Genomic DNA, 25,213 nt, shown 5'->3' on the forward strand with positions numbered 1-25,213 from the left:
GTTGCTTATTTCCCGGACGATGCCTGACGCTCTGCCAGATAGGCGTCGGTCAGATGATTTTTTTCAACGGTTTTCAGAATAGTCAGGCAACCACGGCAACACACGGGTTGCTGTTGTCCATTGAAGGGCACATACAACATCTGACTTTCACGGGCCGTTTCACCGCAATGAAAACAAGAAATCCTGGCAGCGGAAGATTTTCCGAAACCAAACCAGTCAAACATGGAATTCAGTACACGCATGTCAGCCCACACAATAATGCCACCTTGTTACATGCTACCTGAACACAGCAGATCAGTGTTGATCTGACACAAACGCCGGCAATACACCGGACAAGTCGAAAATCCCGCTTATTCAGACTGAAGTAAAAATGAAACGCGCAAACAAAAAGGCGGTAGCATTGCACCACCGCCTTTCTGAGCACTGCACCATTCATGGGTGAGAAACTAAAGGCTTCTCAAACATCCGCATCAGCGGATCGTTAACACACAGATTGTCAGAACTTCAGGTACGACTTACAAATTTACTGCTTACAACTCGATATTACTGCGATACATCACAAACATCAGACAACAACACTATAACGACAGGCGCCACATCAACCACCACGCCTGTGTAACCGGTCAGCCTCCTTCGGGGATACGACAGCTGGTTGAGTTTGGAACCCTTGGAACTGCGCCGATCACGCTTCTAATATAGCTCTGTTGCTGCCAACGCCCAAGAAAAATATACCTATACACTCTGCATTGCGGATTGAAAAAATCAACCAAATAATTCAGCAGATTAGTGTAACTTGAAGGTTTTATCTTTCAGCATAGTACTTGCCATACCACTACCAACCGAAGCACCGAATTTCTTCAGCACCCGCTCCGGCAGCCCTTCCTGACGGGTATAGTCAACGATCTCTTCTGCCTTCACGACATCGCGTGCTACAGATTCAACCGTACCAAAACCATCTGCAAGCCCCATATCAACAGCCTTGCTGCCGACCCAGAATAAACCGGAGAATGTCTCCGGCGTTTCTTTCAGGCGCTGCCCACGACCTTTACGCACTGCATCAATAAACTGGCCGTGGATTTCGTTCAGCATATTCTGGGTGTAAGTCTTTTGTTTTTCTGTCTGCGGCAGAAACGGATCCATCATGCCTTTGTTTTCACCAGCGGTCATCAGCCTGCGCTCTACCCCCAGCTTGTTCATTAGCCCGGAAAACCCGAAGCCATCCATCAGCACACCAATGGAACCGACGACGCTGGCTTTATCCACGTAAATCGCATCCGCGGCCGCCGCAACATAGTAGCCACCGGAGGCACAGATTTCCTCAACCACGACATACAATTTTTTTGCAGGGTATTCAGCACGCAAACGTACAATTTCGTCATTGATCATACCGGCCTGCACAGGACTACCGCCCGGACTGTTAATCCGTAAAATGACTGCCTGCGCGGTGTCATCCGCAAATGCCCGGTCCAGTGCCGGAATAATCTCCGCCGCACTGGCAGTACTATCTTCTTCGATAGAGCCGCTCAGATCGACCAATGCAGTATGCGGGCCCGGCGGAGGCGTTGTTTCCGAGGAAATATTCTGAAACTTGTAAATCGCACCCAGCGCAACGGCAAGAAAAGCGAACCGGAAAAAAATATTCCAGCGACGACGGGCTTTTTGCTCTTTCAGCGTTTCCAGCGCCAGTTGCTCCAGCAAGCGACGCTCCCATCCGGTATCAGGATTTTCTGACTGCGGCTTTTCAAAATCACTCATCAATTAAACCTCAGGCGATCACTGCTGTCACATAATCATCCGGATACCAGCGCACCTGACCTTCAGTCTCTTCAACGATCAGCTTTCGTAAACGACTGCCCTTGCACGGGCCGCCAGCACAATAGCCGCTTTCGGGTTCGTAAACAGCACCATGAGTAGAACACATGATGTACAGGCCACTGGATTCAAGGAACTCGCCCGGCGCCCAGTCCAGTTCAATCGGGACATGCGCACAACGATTCAGGTAGCCGTGCACTTGTCCACCGAAACGGATCACAAATCCGGTCGCCTCATCGCTGCCAGCGGTCACAGGAAAGCGCACGCCCTTACCGCCTTCTTCCAGTGCATCGGACGCACAAATAAACACCGACTCCATCAATAGTCTCCTTCTCAGCCTTACTTTTCAGATTTACGCATACTCGTTCAGCCACGCATGAAGATCATGGATCGATTTCGCTGAATATAAAGGTGCCATTTCTGCCAGTTCATGTGCCGGATGTGCACCGAACTCAACAGCAATACCGCCCGCACCGGCATTTTTTGCCATTTGCAGATCATGGGTAGTGTCGCCAATCATGACTGTACGGCGCATATCCTGGCCAAGCTCACGGGTAATTTCCTGCAGCATTGCAGGATGCGGCTTGGAAAAAGTTTCATCTGCACAACGTGTCGCATCAAAAACCGATGTGAGATTGGCCGTATGCAGTGCGCGACTGAGACCTACACGGCTCTTACCTGTTGCCACTGCCAGAAAATATCCTTGCTGTGACAGATCGTTCAACATATCGCGCACACCAGTGAACAGCGTCAGTTCGTGATCACGTGTCAGATAGTGAAAACGATAGCGCTCCACCATTTTTGCATGCATACGCGGATCTGCATCAGGCAACACTGCCTGCATGGCTGCAGGGAGCGACAGGCCGATTACAAATGCGGCTGCAGAGTCTGCCGGCACCGGCAGCCCCAGGTCTTTTGCCGCAGACTGAATGCATTTGACGATAGTTGGCGTGCTGTCCATCAGGGTGCCATCCCAGTCAAACACCAGTAAATCAAATTGTTTTTTTGCCATTTCGCTATGCGGATTCAATCTCTGAATCCGTATTTATCTGTTAATCAGTGATGATACCACTGAACAGCAAATTGCTTTTTCCGCATGGAAATTCAGTGCAAAGATTGCAAAAATGCCTCGCATTCCGGTGGCAATACTGCCCTGACCGTGACCGGCTTTTCTGAAACAGGATGGATAAAAGTAATCTGATGTGCATGTAAAAACATACGTTTCAGTGCACCACGGTCCGCAGCAGCTTTTTGCAACGCCTTATTCAGCGTGAAATCTCCATACTTATCATCGCCGGCAATCGGAAACCCACTGGAGGCCAGATGAACACGAATCTGATGAGTACGCCCGGTCTTCAGCTCCGCCTCCAGCAAAGCAAATTGTTGCCACTTTTTCTTCAGGGAAAAAATCGTATGCGATGGCTGACCACCCTCCTGAACCCGCACGCGGCGCTCACCATCCGGCGTTGTGTATTTAAACAGCGGCAATTTCACATGCTGGCGCTGATTTTTCCAGTCACCTGTCACCAGCGCAAAATAGCGCTTATCTGTTACACCATCCCGCATTTGCTCGTGCAAATGGGTCAGTGCGCTGCGTTTTTTGGCAATCAGCAAAATGCCGGAGGTTTCACGATCCAGCCGGTGCACAAGTTCAAGAAACTTTGCGTCTGGTCGTGCAGCACGCAACTGTTCAATCACACCGTAACTGACGCCTGAACCACCATGCACCGCAACACCTGCAGGCTTATCAATTACCAGCAGTGCTTCATCCTCGAAAAGAATTGGAAATTCCAGCTTGGGCACAACGGCAGGCGTTGCACTCGTTGCAACACGCACAGGCGGCACGCGAACAACATCACCTTCAACAAGACGATAAAGCTGATCAACGCGCCCTTTGTTAACCCTGACTTCCCCTGACCGCAAAATCCGATAGACATGACTCTTAGGAACACCCTTACATATCCTGAGCAGAAAATTATCTATACGCTGCCCGGCTTCCTCTGAAGAAATCGTCATCAGCCTGACTTGCGGCTGAACTGAAGGCTCCGACATTGATGATGCCTGCTGCGTTTTTTTTTGGTTTTGCAGATTATTTGTCGCTAAGTCCTTCATTTTGAATATATAATCATTTTCGCCTGAGATACTTCAGGCTGTGTAATAGAAATAAACAGCTATTTTACACAGGGGCGGGCCAGACAGCCTCGTCCGTTTGAAAATTAAGCGAAAAGTAAGTACGCAGCATGCCTGTGGCCGCCGTGGTCTTGACCGGTTGTCACTTCCGGGTGAAGTCCTGGCATGCGGGCGACGAGTAGCGTAGTGAGAGGATTTTTCGGATCAGCCATTGCCTTTTGCAGGCTGGTACGAATTGATTAGTTAGCTAGTACAGTAGGCGATTTAGCCAGAAACAATACAAGAAGATTGCCTGGCATCAAGTTGCTCATCGCCTGGCGCACCGTGCTCAGATAAGGTAGCAGCGTGTTGCGCGGGGGACGTGTGCACTCGACCTCGAAGATGTTACTAATAGGTTAATCATTTGCGCCCCGCGCAAAAGAAGACCGGTTGCAATGCCGCTGACTCAGCTATGGCTGAAAGCGCACGCGCCTTTCTTTTTGCGGGCATGCTGCCCGACAGTCCCTCCGTTCTATACTCCGACCCCCGTGTACTTTGATAGTTAATGTTATCCGCCTCGGAACCTGAGGCCATAACAATAAGAGATGACCACCAGGTCACGGAGTCAAATACATGAAAAGAATGTTGTTTAACGCAACCCAGCAAGAAGAGCTGCGCGTTGCGATTGTCAATGGACAGAAACTCATTGACATCGATATCGAGACCGCCGGTCGCGAATTACGCAAATCCAACATCTACAAAGGGGTTATCACCCGCATCGAACCTTCCCTCGAAGCCTGTTTTGTCAACTACGGTGAAGAGCGTCATGGTTTTCTCCCATTCAAAGAAGTCGCCCGTTCCTATTTCCGTGAAGGCGTAGACGTCCGCAATACCAATATCAAAGAGGCATTGCGTGAAGGTCAGGAAATCATGGTGCAGGTGGAGAAAGAAGAGCGCGGCAATAAAGGCGCTGCCCTGACTTCTTTTATTTCCCTGGCAGGCCGCTATCTGGTTCTGATGCCGAACAACCCACGCGGAGGCGGTGTTTCCCGTCGTGTTGAGGGCGAAGACCGTCAGGAATTGCGCGAAACTATGGATAAACTGGATCTGCCTTCCGGCATGTCCGTGATTGCCCGTACTGCCGGTATTGGCCGCAATGTCGACGAACTGCAATGGGATCTGGATTACCTGCTGCAATTGTGGCGCGCGATCGAAGGCGCTGGCAAAGCCGCACCGGGCGCATTTCTGATTTATCAGGAATCCTCACTCGTCATCCGTGCAATCCGTGACTATTTCCAGCCGGATATCGGCGAAATTCTGATCGACACTGACGATATCTATGATCAGGCTCAGCAGTTCATGAGCCATGTGATGCCTGACATGGTGCACCGCGTGAAACGTTACAGTGACGATGTGCCACTGTTTTCACGCTTCCAGATCGAGCACCAGATCGAAACTGCTTACAGCCGCACAGTCCCACTGCCTAGCGGCGGCGCGATCGTGATTGACCATACCGAAGCTCTGGTTTCCGTGGACGTCAACTCGGCGCGCGCAACCCGTGGCGGCGACATCGAAACCACCGCACTGAACACCAATCTGGAAGCTGCCGAAGAGGTAGCCCGTCAGCTGCGCTTGCGCGATCTGGGTGGTTTGATCGTGATCGATTTTATCGACATGGAAAACCCGAAAAATCAGCGTGAAGTGGAACAACGCCTGAAAGATGCGCTGCGCTACGACCGCGCCCGTGTACAAATGGGCAAAATTTCCCGCTTTGGTCTGATGGAATTATCGCGTCAGCGCCTGCGCCCTTCCCTGTCTGAAGGCAGCCATGTGACCTGTCCGCGCTGCAATGGCACCGGCCATATTCGCGACACCGAATCCTCTGCATTGCAAGTCCTGCGCATTATTCAGGAAGAGGCAATGAAGGAAAATTCTGCGGCAATTCATGTTCAGGTCCCTGTTGATGTCGCAGCCTTCCTGCTGAATGAAAAACGCGGCGAAATTCTGAAAATTGAAACCCGTCATCGTGTCATCGTCATTCTGATTCCGAATAAGCATCTGGAAACACCGCATTACAAGCTGGATCGTCTGAAACATGACGATCCACGCCTAGAAGATCATCAGGCCAGCTATACAATGGCTGAGCAAGCTGATACGGATATTGGCTACGCCAAACGCCAGAAGGAAGAAGCAAAGCCACGTCAGGAAGCAGTTGTTAAGAGTATTACACCTGACACAGCACCGATTGTCGAACGCAAAGAAACACCTGCGCCAGCACCAGTGGCACCTGCCCCGGCACCAGCGCCAGTTGGCTTCTTCGGCAAACTGTTTGGCTTCCTGTTTGGTAAATCAGAATCAGCTCCTGCTGCTAATGCACCGGAAGTGACTGAAGAAAAAACTGCCGAACGCGATCGTAGCCGCAACACCCGTCAGTCTCAGCAACAACGCAACCGTAACCGCCGTGGTCGTGACCGCGACGAACGCGAAGAGCGCCCTGCCGGTCGCTCTGAGAAAGAGAAAACGGAGAAAGTCGAAAGCACTAAGCAGCAACCGGCTGACAACGTTCGCCAGCAGCAAAAACCGCAGAAACCTGCACGTGAAGAGCGTGAAAACCGCGAGCCGCGTGAACAACGTGAACCGAAAGAAGCCAGAGAGCCGCGCGAACAGCAGGAAACGCGTCGTGAACGGGCACAACGTCTGCGTGAAGAGAAGAAGGAAGCCCTGCTGACTTCAGACATCAAAGCGGACGAAACTGCACTGGCTCCAATTCAGACACACGAAGATCCGGTTCCTGTGGAAGTGATGCCAACAACACCGGGCACACAAAATGATGCGGGCGAGGAAGGCGGAGAAGAACGTCGCCGTCGCCGTCGTCGCGGAGGCCGCAACCGCAATCGCCGTGACCGTGAGAACGGTGATTCTGCTGAGCTGAATGACAACAATGACAGTGGCGAAGAACTGCCAGTGGCTGAAGTTATTGACCCAATCGCGACTACTGAACCTGTCGTCGCTACGATTGCGCCGGTAACTGATACTGCTGCGTTACCTGCTGCGCCTGTAGCTACGGCAACAGAAACTGTCGAAACTCAGACAGCATCTGCACCGGCGGCTGAAGCTGCAGTGACTTCCGCGGAAATCAGCGTACCAGTTGAAACCGCTGTCGTTCAGGAGCTTGCACCCGTTGTTATCGAAGAAGCTGTTATTACAGAAGTTGAAGTACCGGCAGCTCCGGTCGCTGACAAAGCAGTCGTAACACCTGCGCCAGCCGCGCTGACTTACGAAATGCCATTAGCTGCACTGGAATCCATGCTGGCAGCAGTTGGCCTGATCATGGTGTCAACGGATCCGGAAAAATGGCGTGTTGCACAGGAAGAAGCTGCGCGTCGTCCTGTACCGGTTCGCGTCCCGCGTGAGCGCAAACCAGCAGTCGTACTGGATGATGGCCCGCTGATTCAGGTGGAAACCCGTCGCTGATCTTTGATTCGTGCAGGCCTGATGCGTCATGCCTGCACGAATTGAACTGTAATGCAGTACGTAATAAAAAATCCGGGCCATTGACCCGGATTTTTTTATTGCTGTTTTTATGAAAATTGGAAAACTCTGCTCGCACAACCTCACTGAGCGCCCCCAGTCGTCCAGAGTATTTGCACAAAATTTTGAATTCAGTGCAACTTCTGGTGCAGTTTCTGTATTCCGCGCCAAACCAGAAAGCCAGTGACTGGCAGCGCGATTCCTGTCAGTAAGTCTGTATTCAATGGCAGGCCCGCTGCTTTTAAGCCTTTCGCGACGTATGAGATCAAACCAACAGCGTAATAGGTAATTGCAGCGACTGATAATCCTTCAACTGCTTGCTGCAAACGCAATTGCTGCGCGGCCCGCGCGTTCATACTTTGCAATATTTGGCGGTTTTGCTGTTCCTGCACGATGCCAACACGGGTGCGAAGCAAATCATTGGTTTGCGCAATCCGCGCCGCCAGCGCCTCTTGTCTGCGCACAATCGATTCACAGGTTTGCATCGCCGGTGCCAGCCGCCGCTCCATGAACTCTGCAATTGTGGGTAAGCCATCGATGCGCGATTCCCTCAACTCTGCAATACGTGCTTTGACCAGCTGAAAATAAGCTCGCGACGCCGCAAAGCGGTAACTGTTATCCACCGCCAGTTTTTCGGCTCTGGATGCCAGCGCCGTCAACTGATGCAGAATTTGCTGTTCCAGCTCCGTATTCTGTACCTGACTCTGATCCAGCGCCGGCATGGATGCCACCAGCATTGTCAGCTCATTTTCCATCTGGTTCAGTGCCGGTCCGGACTGCTGCGCCAGCGGTAAACCGAGCAAAGCCATCATCCGGTAAGTGTCAATTTCCAGAACACGCTGCACCATCCGACCTGCCTGCTGCGCAATAAACGCGTGGTCCCGCAGGATGAAACGGGTAAAACCGTCAGGATGTACCGCAAAATCCGTCAGAAAAGTCCCGCGGTCGAGCACCACACTGCCTGCCAGCATACGCCCAGCCCCCAGTGCTGCAGCATCCGAGCTATATTCATATTGTTCTGTCTGCGGCATTAACACCAGATGCGATGCCGCAAGCACCTTCGATTGCAGGGAATACAGCCAGGTCTGCGGCAAATGTTGCAGCACAGTCGCGCGAAACGCATCCTCACCCGCCACGTAAGCTGTCTCACTGGCACCGGTGACAAAGGTATAACTGGCAAACTCGGTATGACACTCCCACTTCAGGCGAAATGCCGGAAACGCGTGGTAAAAGTACTTTGCGTCTGTAACAGGTGGCGTGACCCCGAAATAATGACATAAGGCCTGTAATAAATAATGCTGACGCTGCAGGTTTGACGCCACATCCGACACACTGCTGCTGTCGCAAACCGCAATATGCGTCAGTACTTCCGGTGTTTTTAATTCAATAAACGGGCGGGAATGCAATTCCGCTGCCAGCGGAATGCGCAAAGGATGGCTGAGTATCGTCGTGTCAGGCGTCATATGGGTTCAGGTAAGGGGTTGCGGATAACTAACATCCAGAATCGTCAGCTCTTCAATACCGGAAGGTGTGCGTAAAACCACAGTATCACCAATACGTGATTTGGTCAGTGCGCGGGCAACAGGTGCAATCCAGCTGATTTTTCCCTGCAGAGGATCAAACTCATCAATCCCGACGATAGTAATCGTATTCTCGTCACCGTCCTGATTTTCATAGGTGATCGTGGCACCGAAAAACACCTGATCAGAGCCGTGATGAATACCGGGATCGACCACCTCTGCTTTATCCAGTCGTTTCGTCAGGAAGCGGATGCGCCTGTCGATTTCACGCAGGCGACGCTTGCCGTACAGATAGTCACCATTTTCAGAACGGTCACCATTCGACGCAGCCCAGGACACAATACTGACCACTTCCGGACGTTCAACATCCATCAGATGCAGGAATTCTTCGCGCATCCGGCGATGCCCTTCCGGGGTCATATAGTTTTTACTGCCCGCAGGAATTGCAGGTGCGCCGAAATCATCGTCGTCATCCTGATCACTTTCTTTCACAAATGCTTTGCTCATTTTTTTCAAACATCCGAACTAGATCAAATATCATCGCAATCGCTTACCAGAGCTTGCGCAAGCCTTATAAAATAAAGTACTGCTCGTCTGAGCGATTAAGTAACGCTGACGTTGGCGGCAACGCTTCTGCCGTGTATCTTACCGCCAACTTTAGCTTTGCTGTTATCTGACCGACAAAAATGGATTTCCGAATGACTGAAAACGCCCCCATCAAACTGATAATTGTTGATGATCACCCCATCGTCCGTGAAGGGATGAAGAGCCTGGTCGCCGGAACACCGGATATGACGATCGTTGCTGAAACGCCTTCCGGCATTGAAGCAATCCGTATGGCACGCCAGATGTCTTTCAGTGTCATGCTGCTGGATATCACGCTGAGTGACAAAAACGGGATTGAAGTCCTGAAACAAATTAAGACAGAAAAACCGGATGCCAATATTCTGATTTTTTCCATGCACCGTGAAGATCAGTATGCCATCCGCTCACTGAAAGCCGGCGCCTCCGGTTATCTGAGCAAACAATGCAGCACTGCAGATTTATTGCAAGCGATCCGTCAGGTAGCGACCGGCCTAAAATACATCACGCCGCAACTGGCGCAGGAGCTGGCGAACAATCTGAATCAGGAACATGAGGACGCACCGCATAAATCCTTATCAGACCGCGAGTTTCAGACACTGACCATGATTGCTTCCGGGAAATCTGTCAGCGATATCGCCAAAGATTTGTCCTTATCCGTCAAAACCATCAGTGAATACCGTTCACGCATTTTGCTGAAGATGAAGCTGCGTCATAACGCTGAACTGACGCATTACGCGATCAAAAATCAACTTGTCGAGTAAGCGACAGCTCGGGCAAAATGGGCTATCCTGAAACAGGCATGGTGTGCAACAATCGCATACCATGCCGTTTTCTTTGATCCGGCTCCCGACCTGAAGTCACTCTATGTTCAAAAAATTCACGTCGTCCCAGAAAACTCCTGCTGACATCGCCAAAGAAACGATACGTCAACTTGCTTCACAACGCATCGCCCCGACGCCGGAAGCCTATACCAGACTGTATAACGAGATTGCCGGCAATGAAGCGGATGCCGGTGCTGCAGCCAGTTCCGGTGGCAATTCTGCCGCTGAAAGTCTGCTGGCCAGTTTTGCCGACAGTATGCTGCGCAGCAAAGGCGAGTTATCGACCTTTGGTAACCGTCTGGTGCGCGCTGCTCAGGCAGGAAACTGGGAAGACTATCAAAAAACGCTGGACCGTCTCACCGAACATTTAACCACCGCACCTGCCCCCGCAGCGCCGGCGTTAAGTACGCCTGCCGTTGCCGCGCCTGCAGTAGTGACGCCTGCACCCGTTGCTGTGGTCACCGATGATAACCGTCAGCGGCTGCTGAAAGACTTGCTGTACCGTACGCTAACCCTTGCACTCAGCGCATTGCTGCGTCCGTTGCCAGATCTGGCCAGCGAATCCGAATCGCTGGGCATGGCTGTCAGAAACGCTGCCACGGAACCGGAACTCAACGATATCGGCAACCGGCTCAAACAATTGTGTTTTCAGATTGAACTGCAAAGCGGTGACGTTGCCGAGCAGCAGGAATTACTGCTGCGCCTGTTTGATTTGCTGCTCAGTAATATCCATGATTTGCTGGAAAGTGACAGCTGGATACGCGGCCAGATTGAAGTGGTGAAGGCGCTGATCGCCGGTCCGCTTGACCACCGTGCTTTACAGGAAGCCACGCGCAGCCTGAAAGATGTGATTTACAAACAGGGTACGCTGAAGTCCAGCATCGAAGAATCCAGAACCTCCGTCAAAAATATGATGACGGCGTTTCTGGACCGTCTGGATGCCATGGCGAAAAGCACCGGACAGTATCAGAACAAAATGGATGGCTATGCTGCGCAAATCACGCAGGTACGCAATCCGGCTGAACTGCAGCACCTGATTGGCGATATCGTGCAGGAAACCCGCACCGTTCATAACGAAACACTACGCTCGCGCGACATGATCGTTGCCGCACAAAAACAAGTGACGGAAGCCGAGGCCAAGATCAAAGATCTGGAACAAAAGCTGGAACAAATGAGTGAAATGGTGCGCGAAGATCAGCTGACCGGCAGTCTGAACCGTCGTGGCATGGATGATTTGTTCGAACGCGAGGCTGACCGTGCTGACCGTCGCCGCACGCCTTTATGCGTCGCGTTGCTGGATCTGGATAACTTTAAACGCCTGAATGATACCCACGGCCATGCGGCCGGCGATGAAGCCCTGATTCACCTGGTCCGCATCGTGAAGCAGACACTGCGTTCCATTGATGCCGTTGCCCGTTATGGCGGTGAAGAATTCGTAATTATCATGCCGGATACTTCGCCGGAAGAAGCGGCGCAGGCAATGACCAGAGTGCAGCGCGAACTGACCACGCATTTCTTCACTGCGAATGAGCAGCGCTTATTTATCACCTTCAGTTGCGGCGTCGCTTTACGCAAACCGCATGAAACGCAGGATGCGCTGATACGGCGTGCGGATCAGGCGATGTATGAAGCAAAACGCACCGGTAAGAATAAAGTCGTTCTGGCGAACTGACCGGCAGATTCAAACGCCTGTCACAGGCTGCAAGAAATCTTCCCGTCGGAATGATTCCCGCCCCCTCCCCAAACCGGTGCCTGTCACCGGTTTTTCTTTACTCGTAATTTGCCTTATTCACACAAACGATCTCACTTAAGGCAGTAAGTATTGCCCAGTTCTCTGCCCAGTCCTCTGTGCAGATATCTGCACCGGGCATTTCCGGACAGCCAGCTTTTCTGCCGACGACAAGCCGGTTGCCATGCTGAAATCCGCATTTGAGGCATTTTCGGGCAAAAAGCGCTGTTCAGAGCGACTTCAGCCGCGACACCTCTCCGGCGGCATATTGGCAGGAAGCAATGAACGAATTCACAGGCTCGTAATCAAATCCCCTGACCGGATACCGGCAAGGGCTTCAGCTGCCGCGTCACCCGCCCAAACTATCCTTGCGGAGAATAACGATGAACATCAAATCCTGTTCGCTGATCGCTGGTTTACTGTTCAGCCATGCAACCATTGCACAGACCGCTGAGATCGCACCCGCGACGCTTTCTGCGATTGAAGCGACCTGCTTTGATTACATTGATGGTCAGCTGGAAGGAAATCCTTCGCGGGTTGCGTCCTCGCTGCATCCGGATCTGGCAAAGCGCGCCATTCTCGGGGAAACACCCGATGAAAAGCTGGGATTGCGCCGGATGTCGAAGGAGGAGCTGGTCAGTCTGACCAGACAAGGTGCGTTAAAAACGCCAGCAGCAGAATGGCAGCGCAGTTGCAAAGTGCTGGATGTTACCGAGAAAACGGCCTCGGTCAGACTGGAAACCCCGTGGTTTATTGATTACTTCCACATGGGACGCTTCGGTGAACGCTGGGTCATCGTAAATGCGCTGTGGTACAGCAAACCGAAAAAGCTCTGAATCTTTCTTGCTTTGCTGGTTTGACTTTGCAATGAAAAAGACCGGCACTGTGCCGGTCTCGTCATTTGTGCTTTTTCTGCCCTGCCCGCTGCGCCAGCGTTTTCGCGGGCAACCATGAAAAATGCCCGGAATGCTGTGCTGAACACCGCATTCGGGCATTTTTCAGTGCAATTTGGCTCGGTCCGCTTGCCAGCCCGATTCACCGGCGAAGGATGGATAAACTCAGCGGGTCATCACTCCCACACGGCCCATGCACAGTAAGGCTGATGCGGATCGCGCTGCAGACGCAAACGGTTCAGGCCAAGCACCTCCATCACCGCCAGCGTCTCGCCGGGGAAACGCGGGCAATTCAGTTCGTCAAATACCAGCACGGAGCCTTTCACCAGCCGCGGCAGAATCGCTTGCAGCACGTCACGGGTTGGCTGATAAACATCCATATCGAAAATCGCCATGGAAATAATCGCATGCGGATTTTGCGCCAGCCAGGCCGGTGTCGTCTGCGAAGCATCGCCTTTTACCAGCTCGAACTTGCGGATATGCGGGATCGGTGCCAGCCCTTCATGCAAAGCCAGAATTTCCGCCAGTTGCTGCTCGTAACCCGGCATGCTCGCGTAATCGCCTTTCGCGACCGCATTGCCATCCTTCGCATGTACGTCGGCAAATCCTTCGAAGGTGTCGAAACCGATCAGCTTGCGTGAATAATTAAACGGTTCCATGATGGCGCGCAGATTCGACAGCAAGGCCAGCGATGCCCCCCACTGCACACCAAATTCACAAATCACACCCGGCACATCCAGTTGCAACTGATACAGGCGCTGAAAATACAATATCCGCGACAGCGTAATCCGTTTCACAAACAGATTGGAATGCAGATTCCAGTGCGGCCCCATGGCGGGCACAATCTGATCACGCAAGGCAAATAATTGCTGATCGATTTCCTGTTCGGTCTGGCTGCGGTTCAGTGATTCGCCCAGTTCAGTTTTCATGTTTTACGCTTTCAGGATGGACAAAGCCGGGGTAAGACTGGAAGAAGATATTGTGCTTGTCGCCGTTCGGGCAACCTGCTTCGAGATAGCCTGGCTCACACAAATCAGAAATGCGCACCTGCGCTGTCCAGCGCACTTTGTCCGATAAATTCGGCAGACTGCGGTGCAGCAGCATTTGTTTGAAAATGATGACATCGCCCGGCAGTGCTTCAACTGTCACCGGCGGCTCGCTGATCTCGCCGTCAAACGATAAGTCGCGTTGCAGGAACTGGCGGTGCGGCTCCACCGGTTTATCCGAAACTTTCCGGTACGGATGTATCCCCGCGCGGTGACTGCCGGGAATCACCTGAATCGTTCCGTGATGCGCATCCACCGGCCCGAACGGAATCCAGATTGTGACTGCATTCACCGAGCCCAGCAGGTAAATCGTATCCTGATGCCAGTCAAACAAATGACGCGCATCGTCCGGCCTGTCATAGCGCATATTGCAGCAACCCATCAGTACCGGCTGCGCAATGCCGAGATCACGGCAAGCCTGCAACAAATCCTGATTGCCACTGAGACGGCTGAGGCATGGCAGATAATGCAGCCGGTCATACAGTTGTGACTGCTTTTTCGGCGTCATGATTTCCGGCTGGTAAGTATCAAAGTCAAATCGCGGATCGACGATAAAGCGGCCGACCTGATTGATTTCATCTTTGATTTCCTGAAACAGCGCAGGTTTCAGAAACTGGCGCAGAATCACAAAGCCCTGCTCCTCATACTGTGCGCGCTGACTAGTGTTCACGATATTTCCCCTCAGGCAATACGGCGCAGGAAACCATCCGGCGCGACGGTAATCTGCAGTTTCTGATGCATCGCCGCGTCGATCACAAATTCCGGATGGTCTTTCAGATATGCATGCACGGCGGATTTAGGACTATTGCCGGGATACCACGGACGATCTTCAAAGACATCTGCCGGCACATCTTCAACAAAGGTATCAAACACGATGCAGTAACTGTCTTTGCTGACCAGCGGTGCGTAGTGCTGCAACTCCTGCAGCACGTGTTCATGGGTGTGATTGGAGTCCAGCATCACCAGCACTTTTTTCGCTTGCTGTGCCGCTGCGCAGACCTGCGCCACCACTTCCGGCGCAACACTGGAGCCTTGTATCATCGAAATACGTTTCGCCATCGGATGCTGTTCAATCGCTTCACGGTTATGCGCACGGATATCGATATCCACGCCCAGAACACGGGCATCCGCAGGGCCTCCGCAGGCTGCGTTCAGTTCCAGCATTGCCGCCGAAAAAATCAGCGAACCACCGTGGGCAATACCGGTTTCAATAATCAGGTCAGGCTGCACTGACCAGATAATCTCCTGTGTCGCAACCATGTCAATCGGATTCTGAATGATAGGACGCCCGAGCCAGGAAAAGTTGTAGACATACTGGCGACGCATACTTTGCTCCAGCCATTGCCGGGACTGCTCTTGAAATGCCTGGTCCTGCCCAAGCTTGGCAATACGCGCTTCTCTTTCTTGTTCAAATTGCTGTATCGGATTCATGGCATCTCACTGTAATAAGAAAATAATTCGCTTAAATCGTCCTGCAGGCGGTGCTGGGGCAACCCGAATGCCGCGTGCAGACGGCTGACATCCACCGGTGGAAACCGTTGCGCAGGCGCACCTGCCAGAAATTCGCAGGCAACCTGCTGTGTTGCCAGCCAGTCTGCCAGCGTGGAATGCTGTGTTTGCTGGCCGCTGGCAACGTTATAGACACGCTCGCAGCCTTCGCCGGCTATACACATCAGGTAACGGCAGGCGTCCTCCACATGTAAATAATCTTTTTCAGAAAATGGCGCTGTCTGAAAAACCAGATGGCGCTGACGGACTGCGGTACGCAGGATATCCGCCAGAAAATTGGCTGATGGCATGCCTTTACCGTAAATATTCGACAGCCTCGCAATCTGCACCGGACGACCACTGTGCAATGCCAGACTTTCCCCCATCAGCTTGGATAAATTGTATAAATCGCTGGCATCCTGACTCATCACACCCAGCAGGCTGTCTTCGCTGCCCGCGCTTGCCTTCTGATACACGCGGGTACTCGACAAATACACAAGGCGCTCAAACTGCACTTGCTGCAAAATCTGCTGCAAAAAATGGACATGGGCTTCGACAGTGGCAAACGGTTGTTTACGAAAATCTGCAGTCAGTCCCGCGCAATAAAACACAATGTCCTGCGGCGTTTGCATCCACTGTAAATTACCACGCGCCGGGCTGCTGACCTGCCACCCGTGCAATTCGAGTAAGCGGTGCAAATGCTGTCCGATAAACCCGCTGCCGCCAACAATCAGTGCGCGCCGCATCAGCTCCGCTCTCCTATCTGCCGCAAAGGATTGCCGACCACTACTGTGTACTCAGCAACCTCTCCGCGTACGACAGAACCTGCACCAACCACGCAGCCTTTGCGCAACACCGCACCGTCCAGCAATACGCAGTTTGCGCCAATCCAGACATCGTCTTCAATCACGATGCCGCCTTTACCGGGTAAAAAACCCTGCTGATTGATGGGCCTGCTTTTATCCTGATAAGCGTGGTTCACCGGTGCAAATGTACAGTTAGCGGCAATTGCGACGTCATTCCCTATCCGCAATCCTTGTCCGGTGTACAGCACACAGCCGGAATTAATGACTGTTCGCTCACCGATAACCAGATTACCGCTGCCGCCTGCGGGTTTAACTTTGACGAAACTGTCAATGACAGAGCACGCACCGATTTCTATCCGCGTACCACGCACAGAATCTTCGATATCGGCCATGGCAGAGACGCGTGCTTCAGGGTGTATCACGATCATGTGGTCTCCTTACCAGATTTTCCATTCTGGAATGGCAATAGCAAACCGCCCGCCCCAGTCGCGGATAACTGCCAGATCGCAGGTAATTTCAGTTTCCAGATTCCACGGCAGAATCAGGACAACATCCGGTTTATCTGCCAGCATTTGCGCCGGTGTCACGATAGGAATCCTGCTACCCGGCAAATACTTCCCCTGTTTTCCGGGGCTGAGGTCAGCTACACAAGTGATCAGATCCGGACGCACACCGGCAAAATTCAGCAGCGTATTGCCTTTTGCTGCAGCACCGTACGCGGCGACCTTCAGTCCTTGTTCACGCAGGCTGATCAGCGCTTTCAGCAAACCATTCTTTGCCGCCTCTGCGTGGCGCTGTGCGGCGGCATAAAAATCCGTTGTCAGCATACCTGCCGTTCTTTCTGTCGCCAGCATCGCTGCAACAGCGGTTTTCACTTGATGCAAGCCACCATCAGTATGTTGCGCCCAGACTCTCAGGCTGCCGCCGTGTGTCGGTAATTGCTCAACATTAAAAATCTGTAAGCCTTGTTTGAGCAGAATGCTCTGCACTGCGTGTAATGACAGATACGAAAAATGTTCGTGGTAGGCGGTATCAAACTGATTAAGCTGCACCATATTCAGTAAGTGCGGAAACTCAAAACTGACAACACCGGAGGGTCTCAGCAGTGTTGCAAAACCTGCGGCGAAGTCATTGATGTCCGGCACATGAGCCAGCACGTTATTCGCAACCATCAGATCAGCGGCCCAGCCCTCTGCCAGTAATTGCTTTGCTGTTTCACGTCCGAAGAAAACTTCGCGTACAGGAATCCCTTTCCCGCGCGCTGCGGCAGCTGTACTGGCGGTAGGCTCAACACCGAGGCAACGGATGCCAGCTTGCTGCACATACTGCAGCAAATATCCGTCGTTCGCAGCGATTTCAACCACACAGTGCTGAGAGCTCAGCCCCAGTGTCTGCACTGCGTTCTCAACAAAGCGCTCTGCATGTGCAAGCCAGCTGCTGGAGCAGGAACTGAAATACGCGTAGTCGGCATCAAATAACAATTCCCTGCCTGCAAAATCCTCCGTCTGTACCAGCCAGCAATGATCACAGACCAGCATGCGCAAGGGCAGCCAGCTTTCCGGACGAGACAACTGTTCATGCCGCAGATATGCATTGCTGGGCGGTGCGCTGCCGAGATCCAGATAAGTGTGCGTCAGGGGCGTATCACAATGACGGCATTTCATAATTAAACCCGGTAAATTCCTGAGGTAAATAAAGATAGTGGCGATCCTTGCGTGACGTTTCTGTCACCGGCATTGGCCACGGAATTTCAAGCTTTGGCTCACGATAATGCACGCCAAACTCAGCGTCCGCGACATACGGGTGGCTGTGGCAATACAATAGCTCTGCATCATCCGTCAGCGTCTGAAAGCCGTGCGCAAATCCGGGAGGAATCAGGTAGGAGCAGGCATTCTCAGCACTCAGGCGCACGCCATGCCATTGCAAAAAAGTTTCTGACCCTTCGCGCAAATCAACTGCAACATCCCAGACGGCCCCACGCAGACAAGTAACCAGTTTGGCTTCGGAGTGCGGCGGCATTTGCATGTGCAATCCCCGCACAGTACCGCGCTGCCTTGAATAGCTGTGATTTACTTGCGCAACCGGCCATTGCCAGCCAAAGACTGCCAGATCGTCCGGACAAAATAAGCGACTCAGTGAACCGCGCTGATCACCGAGCACCGTACGCTGGATCAGATGTAATCCGGCCATCGGTGTTTCTATCAGTTCAAAGCGCTCACCGTTCATGGTCAGACTCCTTTGGTCACGTCAGATCTTGCGCTCAGAAAAGCATTCAGATCACGTTCACATAAATCTGCGCCGGATTGTCCGGCGGCGAAATCACGATACCACTGCATCGTCCTTGCGATGGTTTCTTCCAGTGTCCAGCGTGGTGAGATACCAAGCGCTGCTGCAATCTTGCCGGCATCCAGCATCAGCAAGCCGGCCTCATGCGGACCAGATTCGGCCTGCCCGAACTGCACTTCACCACTGCCATATTCAGCGCGCGCCAGTGTAATCACATCCCGGACGGAATACGCCTTCTTCGGACCAATATTCCAAGCCTGTGCCAGGCTACCGTCGGCATACATGCGTTCCGCCAGCACGAGATAAGCATTTAAAGGCTCCAGCACATGCTGCCATGGCCTGACCGCATCCGGTCTGCGAATCTGCAATACAGCATCCGCCTGCCATGCGCGGACTGCATCCGGAATCAGCCGGTCCTCCGACCAGTCGCCGCCGCCAATCACATTGCCCGCCCGAACCGATGCGACTGTTACGCCTGCAGGTGCCAGAAAAGCATCACGATAGCTGCGAATCACCATCTCACAAGCTGCTTTACTGGCGCTGTAAGGGTCTTTGCCACCCAGCGCATCGGTCTCTTTGTAATACACGGCCTGCTCGAGATTCTCGTACACCTTGTCGGTAGTCACACAAACAACTGCTTTGACACTGTTGGTCTGGCGTACGGCTTCAAGTAAGTGGACAGTTCCGCTGACATTACTGGTGAAGGTATTTACCGGATCTCGGTAACCGGGTCGCACCAGCGCCTGCGCAGCCAGATGAAATACACATTCCGGCTGCGCCGCCTGCACAAAAGTGCAGACGCGTTCCACGTCCGCCAGATCTATCGTTGCGGAGTGGCAGCGCTTTTCGATCTCCAGTACATCGGACAATGCAGGTGTCTGCTCCGCCGGTAAAGCGAAGGCAGACACTTGCGCACCCAGCCTGTGCAGCCACCAGACCAGCCATGCACCCTTGAATCCCGTATGTCCGGTGACCAGTACACGCCGGCCTCGCCAGAATTGCGGATCCGGAAACGGCATCACCAGCTTTTCCACGGCGCACTCCCGCTTTGCCACAAATCTTCCAGCAGATTTTTCTCGCGCAGCGTATCCATTGGCTGCCAGAAACCGCTGTGCTCATAGGCCATCAGCTGGTCAGACTGCGCCAGCTGGTTCAATGGCGAAGCTTCCCAGCTGGTCTGATCATTTTCAATCAGGGAAAGAACTTTCGGCGAAAGAACAAAAAAGCCGCCATTAATCCAACCGCCGTCACCCCGTGGTTTTTCTGTAAAACCGGCAACACGGTCACCATCACGGTCAAGTGCACCATAACGGCCCGGCGGAAGCACCGCTGTGACAGTTGCCAGCTTGCCGTGCTGAGCATGAAAACGGATTGCTGCACTGATATCAACATCCGCCACGCCATCGCCATAGGTAAAACAAAATGCATCCTCATCCTGCAGGTAACGTGCAACCCGTTTGAGCCGTCCACCTGTCATCGTATCTTCACCGGTATCTACCAGCGTCACTTTCCATGGTTCTGCATGCCGCTCGTGCACTTCCATTTTGTTATTCTGCATATCAAATGTGACATCTGACATATGCAGGAAGTAGTTCGCAAAATACTCTTTGATGATGTAGCCCTTATAGCCACAGCAAATCACAAAATCATTCACACCATGAGAGGAATACATTTTCATGATGTGCCAGAGGATAGGATGCCCGCCGATTTCTATCATCGGTTTCGGACGCAAATGCGTCTCTTCGGAGATACGGGTACCCAGTCCGCCGGCAAGAATCACCGCCTTCATGTTTCCTCCTTTGCACAATACAGTTGCCACATCTGCCGATATGCTTTCTCCATTGAGCGTGCAAATGCGGGCTCATTCATTGCTGGCGACGCCTGCAATTCTTCCCGCAAGTGTTCACGCAAATAAACCAGTCGTTCGACATCGTGCGCCAGCATTACCGCTTTCTGTGCGTATTCCATTTCCGTCGTTGCTATCCATTCCGGATGATTTGCTGCGACCAGCACACTGGAACCGATACGCCCCACTGAAGGCCGGTCAAACATGGAGATAAACGGAATACCCATGTAAAGACTTTCAAGTAGTGTGGTACCTGAATTGTGAGGAAAGCAATCAAGTCCGATATCAATTTGCTTCAGTACACTCCACGACGGGGTGCTGAAACCAATCAGCAAGCGTTCCCGTTCAATGCCATACTGCATAAAGCGGCTCGCCATTTCTTCCTGAACCCCGGCATCTTCAAAATCACCACTATTGATCACCAGCCTTGAGTTCGGAATGGCATCAAGGATCGCTGCCCATACTTTTACTACTTTGTGATTAATACGAATCGAGCGGGATAAGCTGCCGAAAGTGATATAGCCATTACTAAGTGCAGGCAATGGCGTCAGGTCTGCTGTCCGGGTATCAGGACGGTAGACATATGCCGGGCCGTCAAGCACCCAGAGATTTTCTGAAAATACCTGTTGTGTCCCCTCGCCCGCTGCACACGCCTGATCTGTAATGTAGTAATCAATTGCAGATAAACCTGTGGTGTAACCGTATTCCAGCCAGTGCGCCGATACCGGTGCAGGCTTGCGCGCAAATACTGCGAGCTTGTTCTCATTGGTGTGACCTGCAACATCAATCAGGATATCAATCTGATCGTCACGAATTCGTTGCTCAAGCTGATCATCCGTCATCGCCCGGATATCAACCCAGTGCTCAAAACGGGTTTTATAGTAAGCTGTAGTTTCATCTTCACATGGTGGATTGGCGTAAGCAAATAGCTCAAACTGAGTGTGATCATGCCAGTCAAGTAAAGGAATCAGAAAGTATTTGCAAACCTGATTGTAAAAACTCGGCGTGACATATCCGATTCTCAGCCTGCGCCCGGGATCTTTCTGCTGCGAAAAGCTGCGCCAGTAACGTTTGCCCGGCTCACCAAACCGCTGATCAAACTCTTTGTATGTCTGATAAATCAGATCTGCACTAAGGTCTGCATGGTAGTTCATGCAAAACAGTAAGTTACTGTAAACCTTGCGATTAAATGACTGAATATCGCTGCGGTTAAATGAGAGTGCTTTGATGTATGCTTCGATCGCCTGATCAACATGAGCCGACTCCCGCAGTACATCACCGAACGCCGCCCAGTATTCGGGAATGGCTGCACAGCGCTCCATGACCTCCATCGCAAGGCTGATTGCCTCTTTGTTGCGTCTGGCCTGTCTCAGCGCATCAATATAGTTAGGATAAACCTGACTGAGGTCCGGCTGCAGTTCCAGCACTTTCTGATAAGAAGCAATTGCCTGGTCGTAGGCCCTGGTTGCGGTATAGGCAAGACCTAAATTGTTGTAAACATAGGGCTGTTCCGGCGCAATACGAATCGCCGCAAGATAAACGCTGATAGCCTCATCATACCGCCCCATCCAACGCAAGGCGTTACCGAGATTGTTATAAGCGACAAAAAGTGTCGGAGACAGTTCAATCGCCTTCCGCAGATACGGAACAGCCGCCTCACTTTTTTCCAGCGATACAAGAGCATAGCCATAGTTTGACAACACACTTGGGTTATCCGGCAGACGCTGAACCGCTTGTTCAAGCACCTCTCTTGCTTCAGTGAACTGACTTGTCTCAAGCAATGCAATGCCAAGGTAATTCAGCAATTGATCATCTTTCGGAAAACGTTCAATCAGCCAGCGCGAAGCCTGCTCCATTTCCGGAAAGTGTCTTATTGACAATAATTGTTCCAGCACGACATAAAATTCCCGGTTACCGGCAGCAAGGCGCACACCGGACTGCCGACGCTGGCAGATCCACTCTAAAGCACGGATCGCTTTTCCCGTCCGCAGACAACTCTCACTATGCTCAGTCATTGCGTCGGCATTGAGCGGATACGTACTTAGCAAGCGCTCGCCGAGCAAATACGCACGCTCGTAATCACCGACCGCTTTCGCAGCGCGAACATTCCTGAGCATCTCACCAACAGAATTTGCTTTTTTATTCATATTATCCAGTCAGAGCACTGATTAATTGATTGTTGCCTGAGACCAACTGGGCAAACTTTGACAATTTAACCTCTATGCAACTTAATTCTATGAGGAATAACAGGAAATTGATACTCAGAACAGAAAGGTAAAATCCGCTCAACTCAGAATACAACGTCTTAAATTCTAACCATTACAAGCCAGCCCACCCGAAGCGCCGGCTTCTGAAACATACAGTGCAAACAGCACCATACGTTAGTCACCTTCCACCTGCGTAAGACGTTTTTATGCGGCACAAAATCAGCCCAGCCAGATTGATCTGCCATATCGCTTTTGTACGCCAGCTGAATGCTGAGCTGATCTTTCAAGTTTCGCCATACTTTCAGGGTTCGGTAAAATTGCAAAAATGCAAATTGATAATCTGTGGCTACTTTTTTATGGCCGAAAAATGTCAAAAAAACGTCCTCAAGTTTTAAAAAAAGATGCCGATTAACGGACCCTCTTTAAAATCTTGAGCAAAAAAAGTTTTATTTATTTACGGCAATTCGCTAAAAGTTTTCGACAGCCTTCCGTTACCTGAAACAACGGCGTTGCTTTCCAATCAGTGGCAAACAACGGCGCCACTAATAAACACAGGCCAATTTACTCAGGTAAGGAGAAACAAAATGGCTTCCTATATCAATACCAATATTTCGTCCCTGAACGCACAGCGCAACCTCTCGATGTCGCAGTCTTCCCTGCAAACTTCGATGCAGCGTCTGTCTTCCGGTCTGCGTATCAACAGCGCTAAAGACGATTCCGCTGGCCTCGCAATCTCCCNGATTTTTCCGCTGCAACAATACCCTCTCCGTTTTTCGGAGAGGGTATTTTCATTTTCCTCCGCCTCTTTTTTATTCCCCCACCCCCTAAAGTTTTAAAAAAGTCTGTCGTTAGACGGAGTCTTTTTAAAATCTTGAGCAAAAAAAGTTTTATTTATTTACGGCAATTCGCTAAAAGTTTTGAAAATCCTTCCGTTACCTGAAACAACGGCGATGCAAATGTCTGAAATACCTCAGCAAACAGCGCCAGCAGATTCCCACAGATTTCGGTAAGGAGAAACAAAATGGCTTCCTATATCAATACCAATATTTCGTCCCTGAACGCACAGCGTAACCTCTCGATGTCGCAGTCTTCCCTGCAAACTTCGATGCAGCGTCTGTCTTCCGGTCTGCGTATCAACAGCGCTAAAGACGATTCCGCTGGCCTCGCAATCTCCCAGCGTATGACTTCCCAGATCGGCGGCCTCGATCAGGCTGCACGTAACGCCAACGACGGTATCTCTCTCGCGCAAACCGCTGAGGGCGCCCTGTCTCAGGTAACCGCCAACCTCCAGCGTATCCGTGATCTGGCAGTTCAGTCTTCCAATGCAAGTAACAGTGCAACTGACCGTGCCGCGCTGAATAACGAAGCAACCCAGCTGATCTCTGAGATCAACCGTGTTGCCAGCACAACTAACTTCAACGGCGTGAATCTGCTCGACGGCACATTCAGCGGACAAGCATTCCAGGTTGGTGCTAACAACACCTCGAACGATACGATTACAATCAGCAATATCGCCAGCGCAAAAGCAAATTCGCTGGGCGTCGGCTCCAACTCTTCCTACAGCACATCCGTTGCAGGTGGTGGTAACGTTACAACCAATGCCTTCTCTTCCGGCGACCTGGTGATCAACGGCTACTCTGTCGGTGCATCTTCTGCTGACGGCGTATCGTTCTCTAACTCTTCTGCTTCCGGTATCGCCAAAGCAGCAGCGATCAATGCCATTTCCGGTCAGACCGGTGTGACAGCAACCGTCGGTTCGACAACCGTGAGTGGTACTGCAGTCACAGCCACTGGCGCAATCGCTGCCGGCGACATCACCATCAATGGCGTAGCTCTGGGCGCAATCACATCTACCGTATCCGGCGCTCAGCGTGGCTCCGAAGTCGCTGCCGCTGTTAATGCAGTCACCAATCAAACCGGCGTTACTGCAACTTTCGACACAACAACCGGCGCTGTTTCCCTGAGCGCTGCAGATGGTCGCAACATCACCGTCACTCAGTCCACTAATGCTGGTGCAGCCGCCAACAATACCGGTATCGGCACTTCAGCAACAGGTACAACTAACGTCGCGACATCGAAAGTAACCCTGAACTCTACCAGCTCCGCCGGAATCACCCTGGGTGGCGCAAACGGTCTGACTGCTGCCAACCTGACCGGTGGTTACACTTCTGCCTCTGTCACTGTAGGTGCCGGTGTATCCTCCCTGAATCTGACTACTGCAGCTGGGGCGCAGGCCGCATTGTCAACGATTGACTCAGCGATCCAGCAAATCTCTACCTCCCGTGCAGCACTGGGTGCGTATCAGAACCGCTTCTCTTCCGCTGTTGTCAGCTTGCAGACTAACTCTGAAAACTTAAGCGCTTCCCGCAGCCGTATTCAGGATGCCGACTTCGCAGCTGAAACCGCTTCGATGACACGCTCTCAGGTTCTGCAACAGGCAGGTACTGCAATTCTGGCTCAGGCTAACCAGTCCCCTAACCAGGTTCTCTCCCTGCTCCGTGGCTAATAATTAGTCCGGTTAGGTATAAAATGAG

General features: G+C 52.0%; 22 protein-coding genes and 1 pseudogene. 6 read left to right on the top strand and 17 right to left on the bottom strand.

The features are described 5' to 3' along the window. Nucleotides 1-5: 5 nt before the first annotated feature. The 5 genes from IE092_RS14905 to IE092_RS14925 all read right to left on the bottom strand — a co-directional run bounded on the left by IE092_RS14905 (nucleotide 6) and on the right by IE092_RS14925 (nucleotide 3,924). Nucleotides 6-242, bottom strand: a complete 237-nt coding sequence (locus tag IE092_RS14905) for a heavy metal translocating P-type ATPase metal-binding domain-containing protein (RefSeq protein ID WP_229793200.1) — start codon at nucleotides 240-242, stop codon at nucleotides 6-8. Between the two features lie 541 nt (nucleotides 243-783). After that, a complete protein-coding gene (locus tag IE092_RS14910) occupies nucleotides 784-1,755 on the bottom strand; it encodes a S49 family peptidase (RefSeq protein ID WP_189357999.1) in 972 nt (323 codons plus the stop codon). A gap of 10 nt (nucleotides 1,756-1,765) precedes the next feature. Then, the gene (locus IE092_RS14915) at nucleotides 1,766-2,131 is read right to left on the bottom strand and encodes a Rieske (2Fe-2S) protein (RefSeq protein ID WP_189358000.1); all 366 of its coding nucleotides are present in this window, start codon (nucleotides 2,129-2,131) and stop codon (nucleotides 1,766-1,768) included. Nucleotides 2,132-2,164: 33 nt separating this feature from the next. Beyond that, complete coding sequence (locus IE092_RS14920) at nucleotides 2,165-2,824, bottom strand: HAD-IIIA family hydrolase (protein ID WP_189358001.1); 660 nt, start codon at nucleotides 2,822-2,824, stop codon at nucleotides 2,165-2,167. A gap of 92 nt (nucleotides 2,825-2,916) precedes the next feature. Next, nucleotides 2,917-3,924 carry an RluA family pseudouridine synthase gene (locus IE092_RS14925; RefSeq protein WP_189358002.1) on the bottom strand — a complete coding sequence of 336 codons (1,008 nt, stop codon included), beginning with the start codon at nucleotides 3,922-3,924 and terminating at the stop codon, nucleotides 2,917-2,919. A 630-nt stretch (nucleotides 3,925-4,554) separates the two neighbouring features. Here IE092_RS14925 and IE092_RS14930 point away from each other — a divergent pair. Further along, nucleotides 4,555-7,395: an Rne/Rng family ribonuclease gene (locus tag IE092_RS14930; RefSeq protein WP_189358003.1), complete on the top strand. Its 2,841-nt coding sequence runs from the start codon at nucleotides 4,555-4,557 to the stop codon at nucleotides 7,393-7,395. A 188-nt stretch (nucleotides 7,396-7,583) separates the two neighbouring features. On the opposite strand, the gene IE092_RS14935 is transcribed toward IE092_RS14930, so the two are convergent. After that, the gene (locus IE092_RS14935) at nucleotides 7,584-8,915 is read right to left on the bottom strand and encodes a DUF3422 family protein (protein WP_189358004.1); all 1,332 of its coding nucleotides are present in this window, start codon (nucleotides 8,913-8,915) and stop codon (nucleotides 7,584-7,586) included. Between the two features lie 6 nt (nucleotides 8,916-8,921). After that, nucleotides 8,922-9,479, bottom strand: coding sequence for a transcription elongation factor GreB (gene greB / locus IE092_RS14940; protein WP_189358005.1), 558 nt, complete (start codon nucleotides 9,477-9,479; stop codon nucleotides 8,922-8,924). Between the two features lie 191 nt (nucleotides 9,480-9,670). Between greB and IE092_RS14945 the strand changes: the two genes are divergently transcribed. From IE092_RS14945 to IE092_RS14955, 3 genes are all read left to right on the top strand, one after another. Continuing rightward, a complete protein-coding gene (locus tag IE092_RS14945; RefSeq protein ID WP_189358006.1) occupies nucleotides 9,671-10,318 on the top strand; it encodes a response regulator in 648 nt (215 codons plus the stop codon). 103 nt (nucleotides 10,319-10,421) lie between these two features. After that, a complete protein-coding gene (locus IE092_RS14950) occupies nucleotides 10,422-12,050 on the top strand; it encodes a GGDEF domain-containing protein (protein WP_189358007.1) in 1,629 nt (542 codons plus the stop codon). Nucleotides 12,051-12,490: 440 nt separating this feature from the next. Further along, nucleotides 12,491-12,943 carry a nuclear transport factor 2 family protein gene (locus IE092_RS14955; RefSeq protein WP_189358008.1) on the top strand — a complete coding sequence of 151 codons (453 nt, stop codon included), beginning with the start codon at nucleotides 12,491-12,493 and terminating at the stop codon, nucleotides 12,941-12,943. A 233-nt stretch (nucleotides 12,944-13,176) separates the two neighbouring features. Here IE092_RS14955 and IE092_RS14960 read toward each other — a convergent pair whose 3' ends face one another. From IE092_RS14960 to IE092_RS15005, 10 genes are read right to left on the bottom strand one after another with little or no spacing between them, the layout of a single operon-like run. Next, nucleotides 13,177-13,929 carry a class I SAM-dependent methyltransferase gene (locus tag IE092_RS14960; RefSeq protein ID WP_189358009.1) on the bottom strand — a complete coding sequence of 251 codons (753 nt, stop codon included), beginning with the start codon at nucleotides 13,927-13,929 and terminating at the stop codon, nucleotides 13,177-13,179. Next, on the bottom strand, nucleotides 13,919-14,716 hold the full coding sequence (locus tag IE092_RS14965; RefSeq protein ID WP_189358010.1) for a phytanoyl-CoA dioxygenase family protein: 798 nt from the start codon (nucleotides 14,714-14,716) through the stop codon (nucleotides 13,919-13,921). Before IE092_RS14965 ends, IE092_RS14960 begins: the two co-directional genes overlap by 11 nt. An 11-nt stretch (nucleotides 14,717-14,727) precedes the next feature. Then, nucleotides 14,728-15,477: a cephalosporin hydroxylase family protein gene (locus IE092_RS14970; protein WP_189358011.1), complete on the bottom strand. Its 750-nt coding sequence runs from the start codon at nucleotides 15,475-15,477 to the stop codon at nucleotides 14,728-14,730. Next, on the bottom strand, nucleotides 15,474-16,280 hold the full coding sequence (locus IE092_RS14975) for an NAD-dependent epimerase/dehydratase family protein (protein WP_189358012.1): 807 nt from the start codon (nucleotides 16,278-16,280) through the stop codon (nucleotides 15,474-15,476). The genes IE092_RS14970 and IE092_RS14975 overlap by 4 nt, the downstream gene beginning before the upstream one ends. After that, nucleotides 16,280-16,768, bottom strand: coding sequence for an acyltransferase (locus IE092_RS14980; RefSeq protein ID WP_189358013.1), 489 nt, complete (start codon nucleotides 16,766-16,768; stop codon nucleotides 16,280-16,282). Before IE092_RS14980 ends, IE092_RS14975 begins: the two co-directional genes overlap by 1 nt. 9 nt (nucleotides 16,769-16,777) lie before the next feature. Continuing rightward, a complete protein-coding gene (locus tag IE092_RS14985) occupies nucleotides 16,778-18,004 on the bottom strand; it encodes a class I SAM-dependent methyltransferase (protein WP_189358014.1) in 1,227 nt (408 codons plus the stop codon). After that, complete coding sequence (locus IE092_RS14990; RefSeq protein ID WP_189358015.1) at nucleotides 17,985-18,566, bottom strand: dTDP-4-dehydrorhamnose 3,5-epimerase family protein; 582 nt, start codon at nucleotides 18,564-18,566, stop codon at nucleotides 17,985-17,987. The genes IE092_RS14985 and IE092_RS14990 overlap by 20 nt, the downstream gene beginning before the upstream one ends. A 2-nt stretch (nucleotides 18,567-18,568) precedes the next feature. Further along, nucleotides 18,569-19,681, bottom strand: coding sequence for a CDP-glucose 4,6-dehydratase (gene rfbG, locus IE092_RS14995; protein WP_229793202.1), 1,113 nt, complete (start codon nucleotides 19,679-19,681; stop codon nucleotides 18,569-18,571). After that, nucleotides 19,645-20,415 (bottom strand): glucose-1-phosphate cytidylyltransferase, encoded by a 771-nt coding sequence (gene rfbF, locus IE092_RS15000; protein WP_189358016.1) that lies wholly within the window; start codon nucleotides 20,413-20,415, stop codon nucleotides 19,645-19,647. The genes rfbG and rfbF overlap by 37 nt, the downstream gene beginning before the upstream one ends. Then, nucleotides 20,412-22,619, bottom strand: a complete 2,208-nt coding sequence (locus IE092_RS15005) for an O-linked N-acetylglucosamine transferase, SPINDLY family protein (protein WP_189358017.1) — start codon at nucleotides 22,617-22,619, stop codon at nucleotides 20,412-20,414. The genes rfbF and IE092_RS15005 overlap by 4 nt, the downstream gene beginning before the upstream one ends. Before the next feature lie 644 nt (nucleotides 22,620-23,263). Here IE092_RS15005 and IE092_RS15010 point away from each other — a divergent pair. Together IE092_RS15010 and IE092_RS15015 are read left to right on the top strand one after the other, a co-directional pair. Then, nucleotides 23,264-23,416: pseudogene (locus IE092_RS15010) on the top strand (flagellin N-terminal helical domain-containing protein); the annotation flags it as partial. A 284-nt stretch (nucleotides 23,417-23,700) separates the two neighbouring features. After that, complete coding sequence (locus IE092_RS15015; RefSeq protein WP_189358018.1) at nucleotides 23,701-25,185, top strand: flagellin N-terminal helical domain-containing protein; 1,485 nt, start codon at nucleotides 23,701-23,703, stop codon at nucleotides 25,183-25,185. Nucleotides 25,186-25,213: the final 28 nt, after the last annotated feature.

It is taken from the genome of Cognatundibacterium squillarum, from assembly GCF_014652435.1.
Taxonomy (GTDB): Bacteria; Pseudomonadota; Gammaproteobacteria; order Burkholderiales; family Burkholderiaceae_D; genus Undibacterium; species Undibacterium squillarum.

Excerpts from the sequence above, each read along its gene's own strand:
- IE092_RS14975 (WP_189358012.1), bottom strand. The coding sequence starts at position 16,280 with ATGCGGCGCGCACTGATTGTTGGCGGCAGCGGGTTTATCGGACAGCAT.
- IE092_RS15015 (WP_189358018.1), top strand. The coding sequence starts at position 23,701 with ATGGCTTCCTATATCAATACCAATATTTCGTCCCTGAACGCACAGCGT.
- IE092_RS14950 (WP_189358007.1), top strand. The coding sequence starts at position 10,422 with ATGTTCAAAAAATTCACGTCGTCCCAGAAAACTCCTGCTGACATCGCC.
- IE092_RS14925 (WP_189358002.1), bottom strand. The coding sequence starts at position 3,924 with ATGAAGGACTTAGCGACAAATAATCTGCAAAACCAAAAAAAAACGCAG.
- IE092_RS14945 (WP_189358006.1), top strand. The coding sequence starts at position 9,671 with ATGACTGAAAACGCCCCCATCAAACTGATAATTGTTGATGATCACCCC.
- IE092_RS14985 (WP_189358014.1), bottom strand. The coding sequence starts at position 18,004 with ATGAAATGCCGTCATTGTGATACGCCCCTGACGCACACTTATCTGGAT.
- IE092_RS14935 (WP_189358004.1), bottom strand. The coding sequence starts at position 8,915 with ATGACGCCTGACACGACGATACTCAGCCATCCTTTGCGCATTCCGCTG.
- greB (WP_189358005.1), bottom strand. The coding sequence starts at position 9,479 with ATGAGCAAAGCATTTGTGAAAGAAAGTGATCAGGATGACGACGATGAT.
- IE092_RS14920 (WP_189358001.1), bottom strand. The coding sequence starts at position 2,824 with ATGGCAAAAAAACAATTTGATTTACTGGTGTTTGACTGGGATGGCACC.
- IE092_RS14960 (WP_189358009.1), bottom strand. The coding sequence starts at position 13,929 with ATGAAAACTGAACTGGGCGAATCACTGAACCGCAGCCAGACCGAACAG.
- IE092_RS14905 (WP_229793200.1), bottom strand. The coding sequence starts at position 242 with ATGCGTGTACTGAATTCCATGTTTGACTGGTTTGGTTTCGGAAAATCT.
- IE092_RS14915 (WP_189358000.1), bottom strand. The coding sequence starts at position 2,131 with ATGGAGTCGGTGTTTATTTGTGCGTCCGATGCACTGGAAGAAGGCGGT.
- IE092_RS14930 (WP_189358003.1), top strand. The coding sequence starts at position 4,555 with ATGAAAAGAATGTTGTTTAACGCAACCCAGCAAGAAGAGCTGCGCGTT.
- IE092_RS15005 (WP_189358017.1), bottom strand. The coding sequence starts at position 22,619 with ATGAATAAAAAAGCAAATTCTGTTGGTGAGATGCTCAGGAATGTTCGC.
- rfbF (WP_189358016.1), bottom strand. The coding sequence starts at position 20,415 with ATGAAGGCGGTGATTCTTGCCGGCGGACTGGGTACCCGTATCTCCGAA.
- IE092_RS14910 (WP_189357999.1), bottom strand. The coding sequence starts at position 1,755 with ATGAGTGATTTTGAAAAGCCGCAGTCAGAAAATCCTGATACCGGATGG.
- IE092_RS14990 (WP_189358015.1), bottom strand. The coding sequence starts at position 18,566 with ATGAACGGTGAGCGCTTTGAACTGATAGAAACACCGATGGCCGGATTA.
- IE092_RS14955 (WP_189358008.1), top strand. The coding sequence starts at position 12,491 with ATGAACATCAAATCCTGTTCGCTGATCGCTGGTTTACTGTTCAGCCAT.
- IE092_RS14970 (WP_189358011.1), bottom strand. The coding sequence starts at position 15,477 with ATGAATCCGATACAGCAATTTGAACAAGAAAGAGAAGCGCGTATTGCC.
- IE092_RS14980 (WP_189358013.1), bottom strand. The coding sequence starts at position 16,768 with ATGATCGTGATACACCCTGAAGCACGCGTCTCTGCCATGGCCGATATC.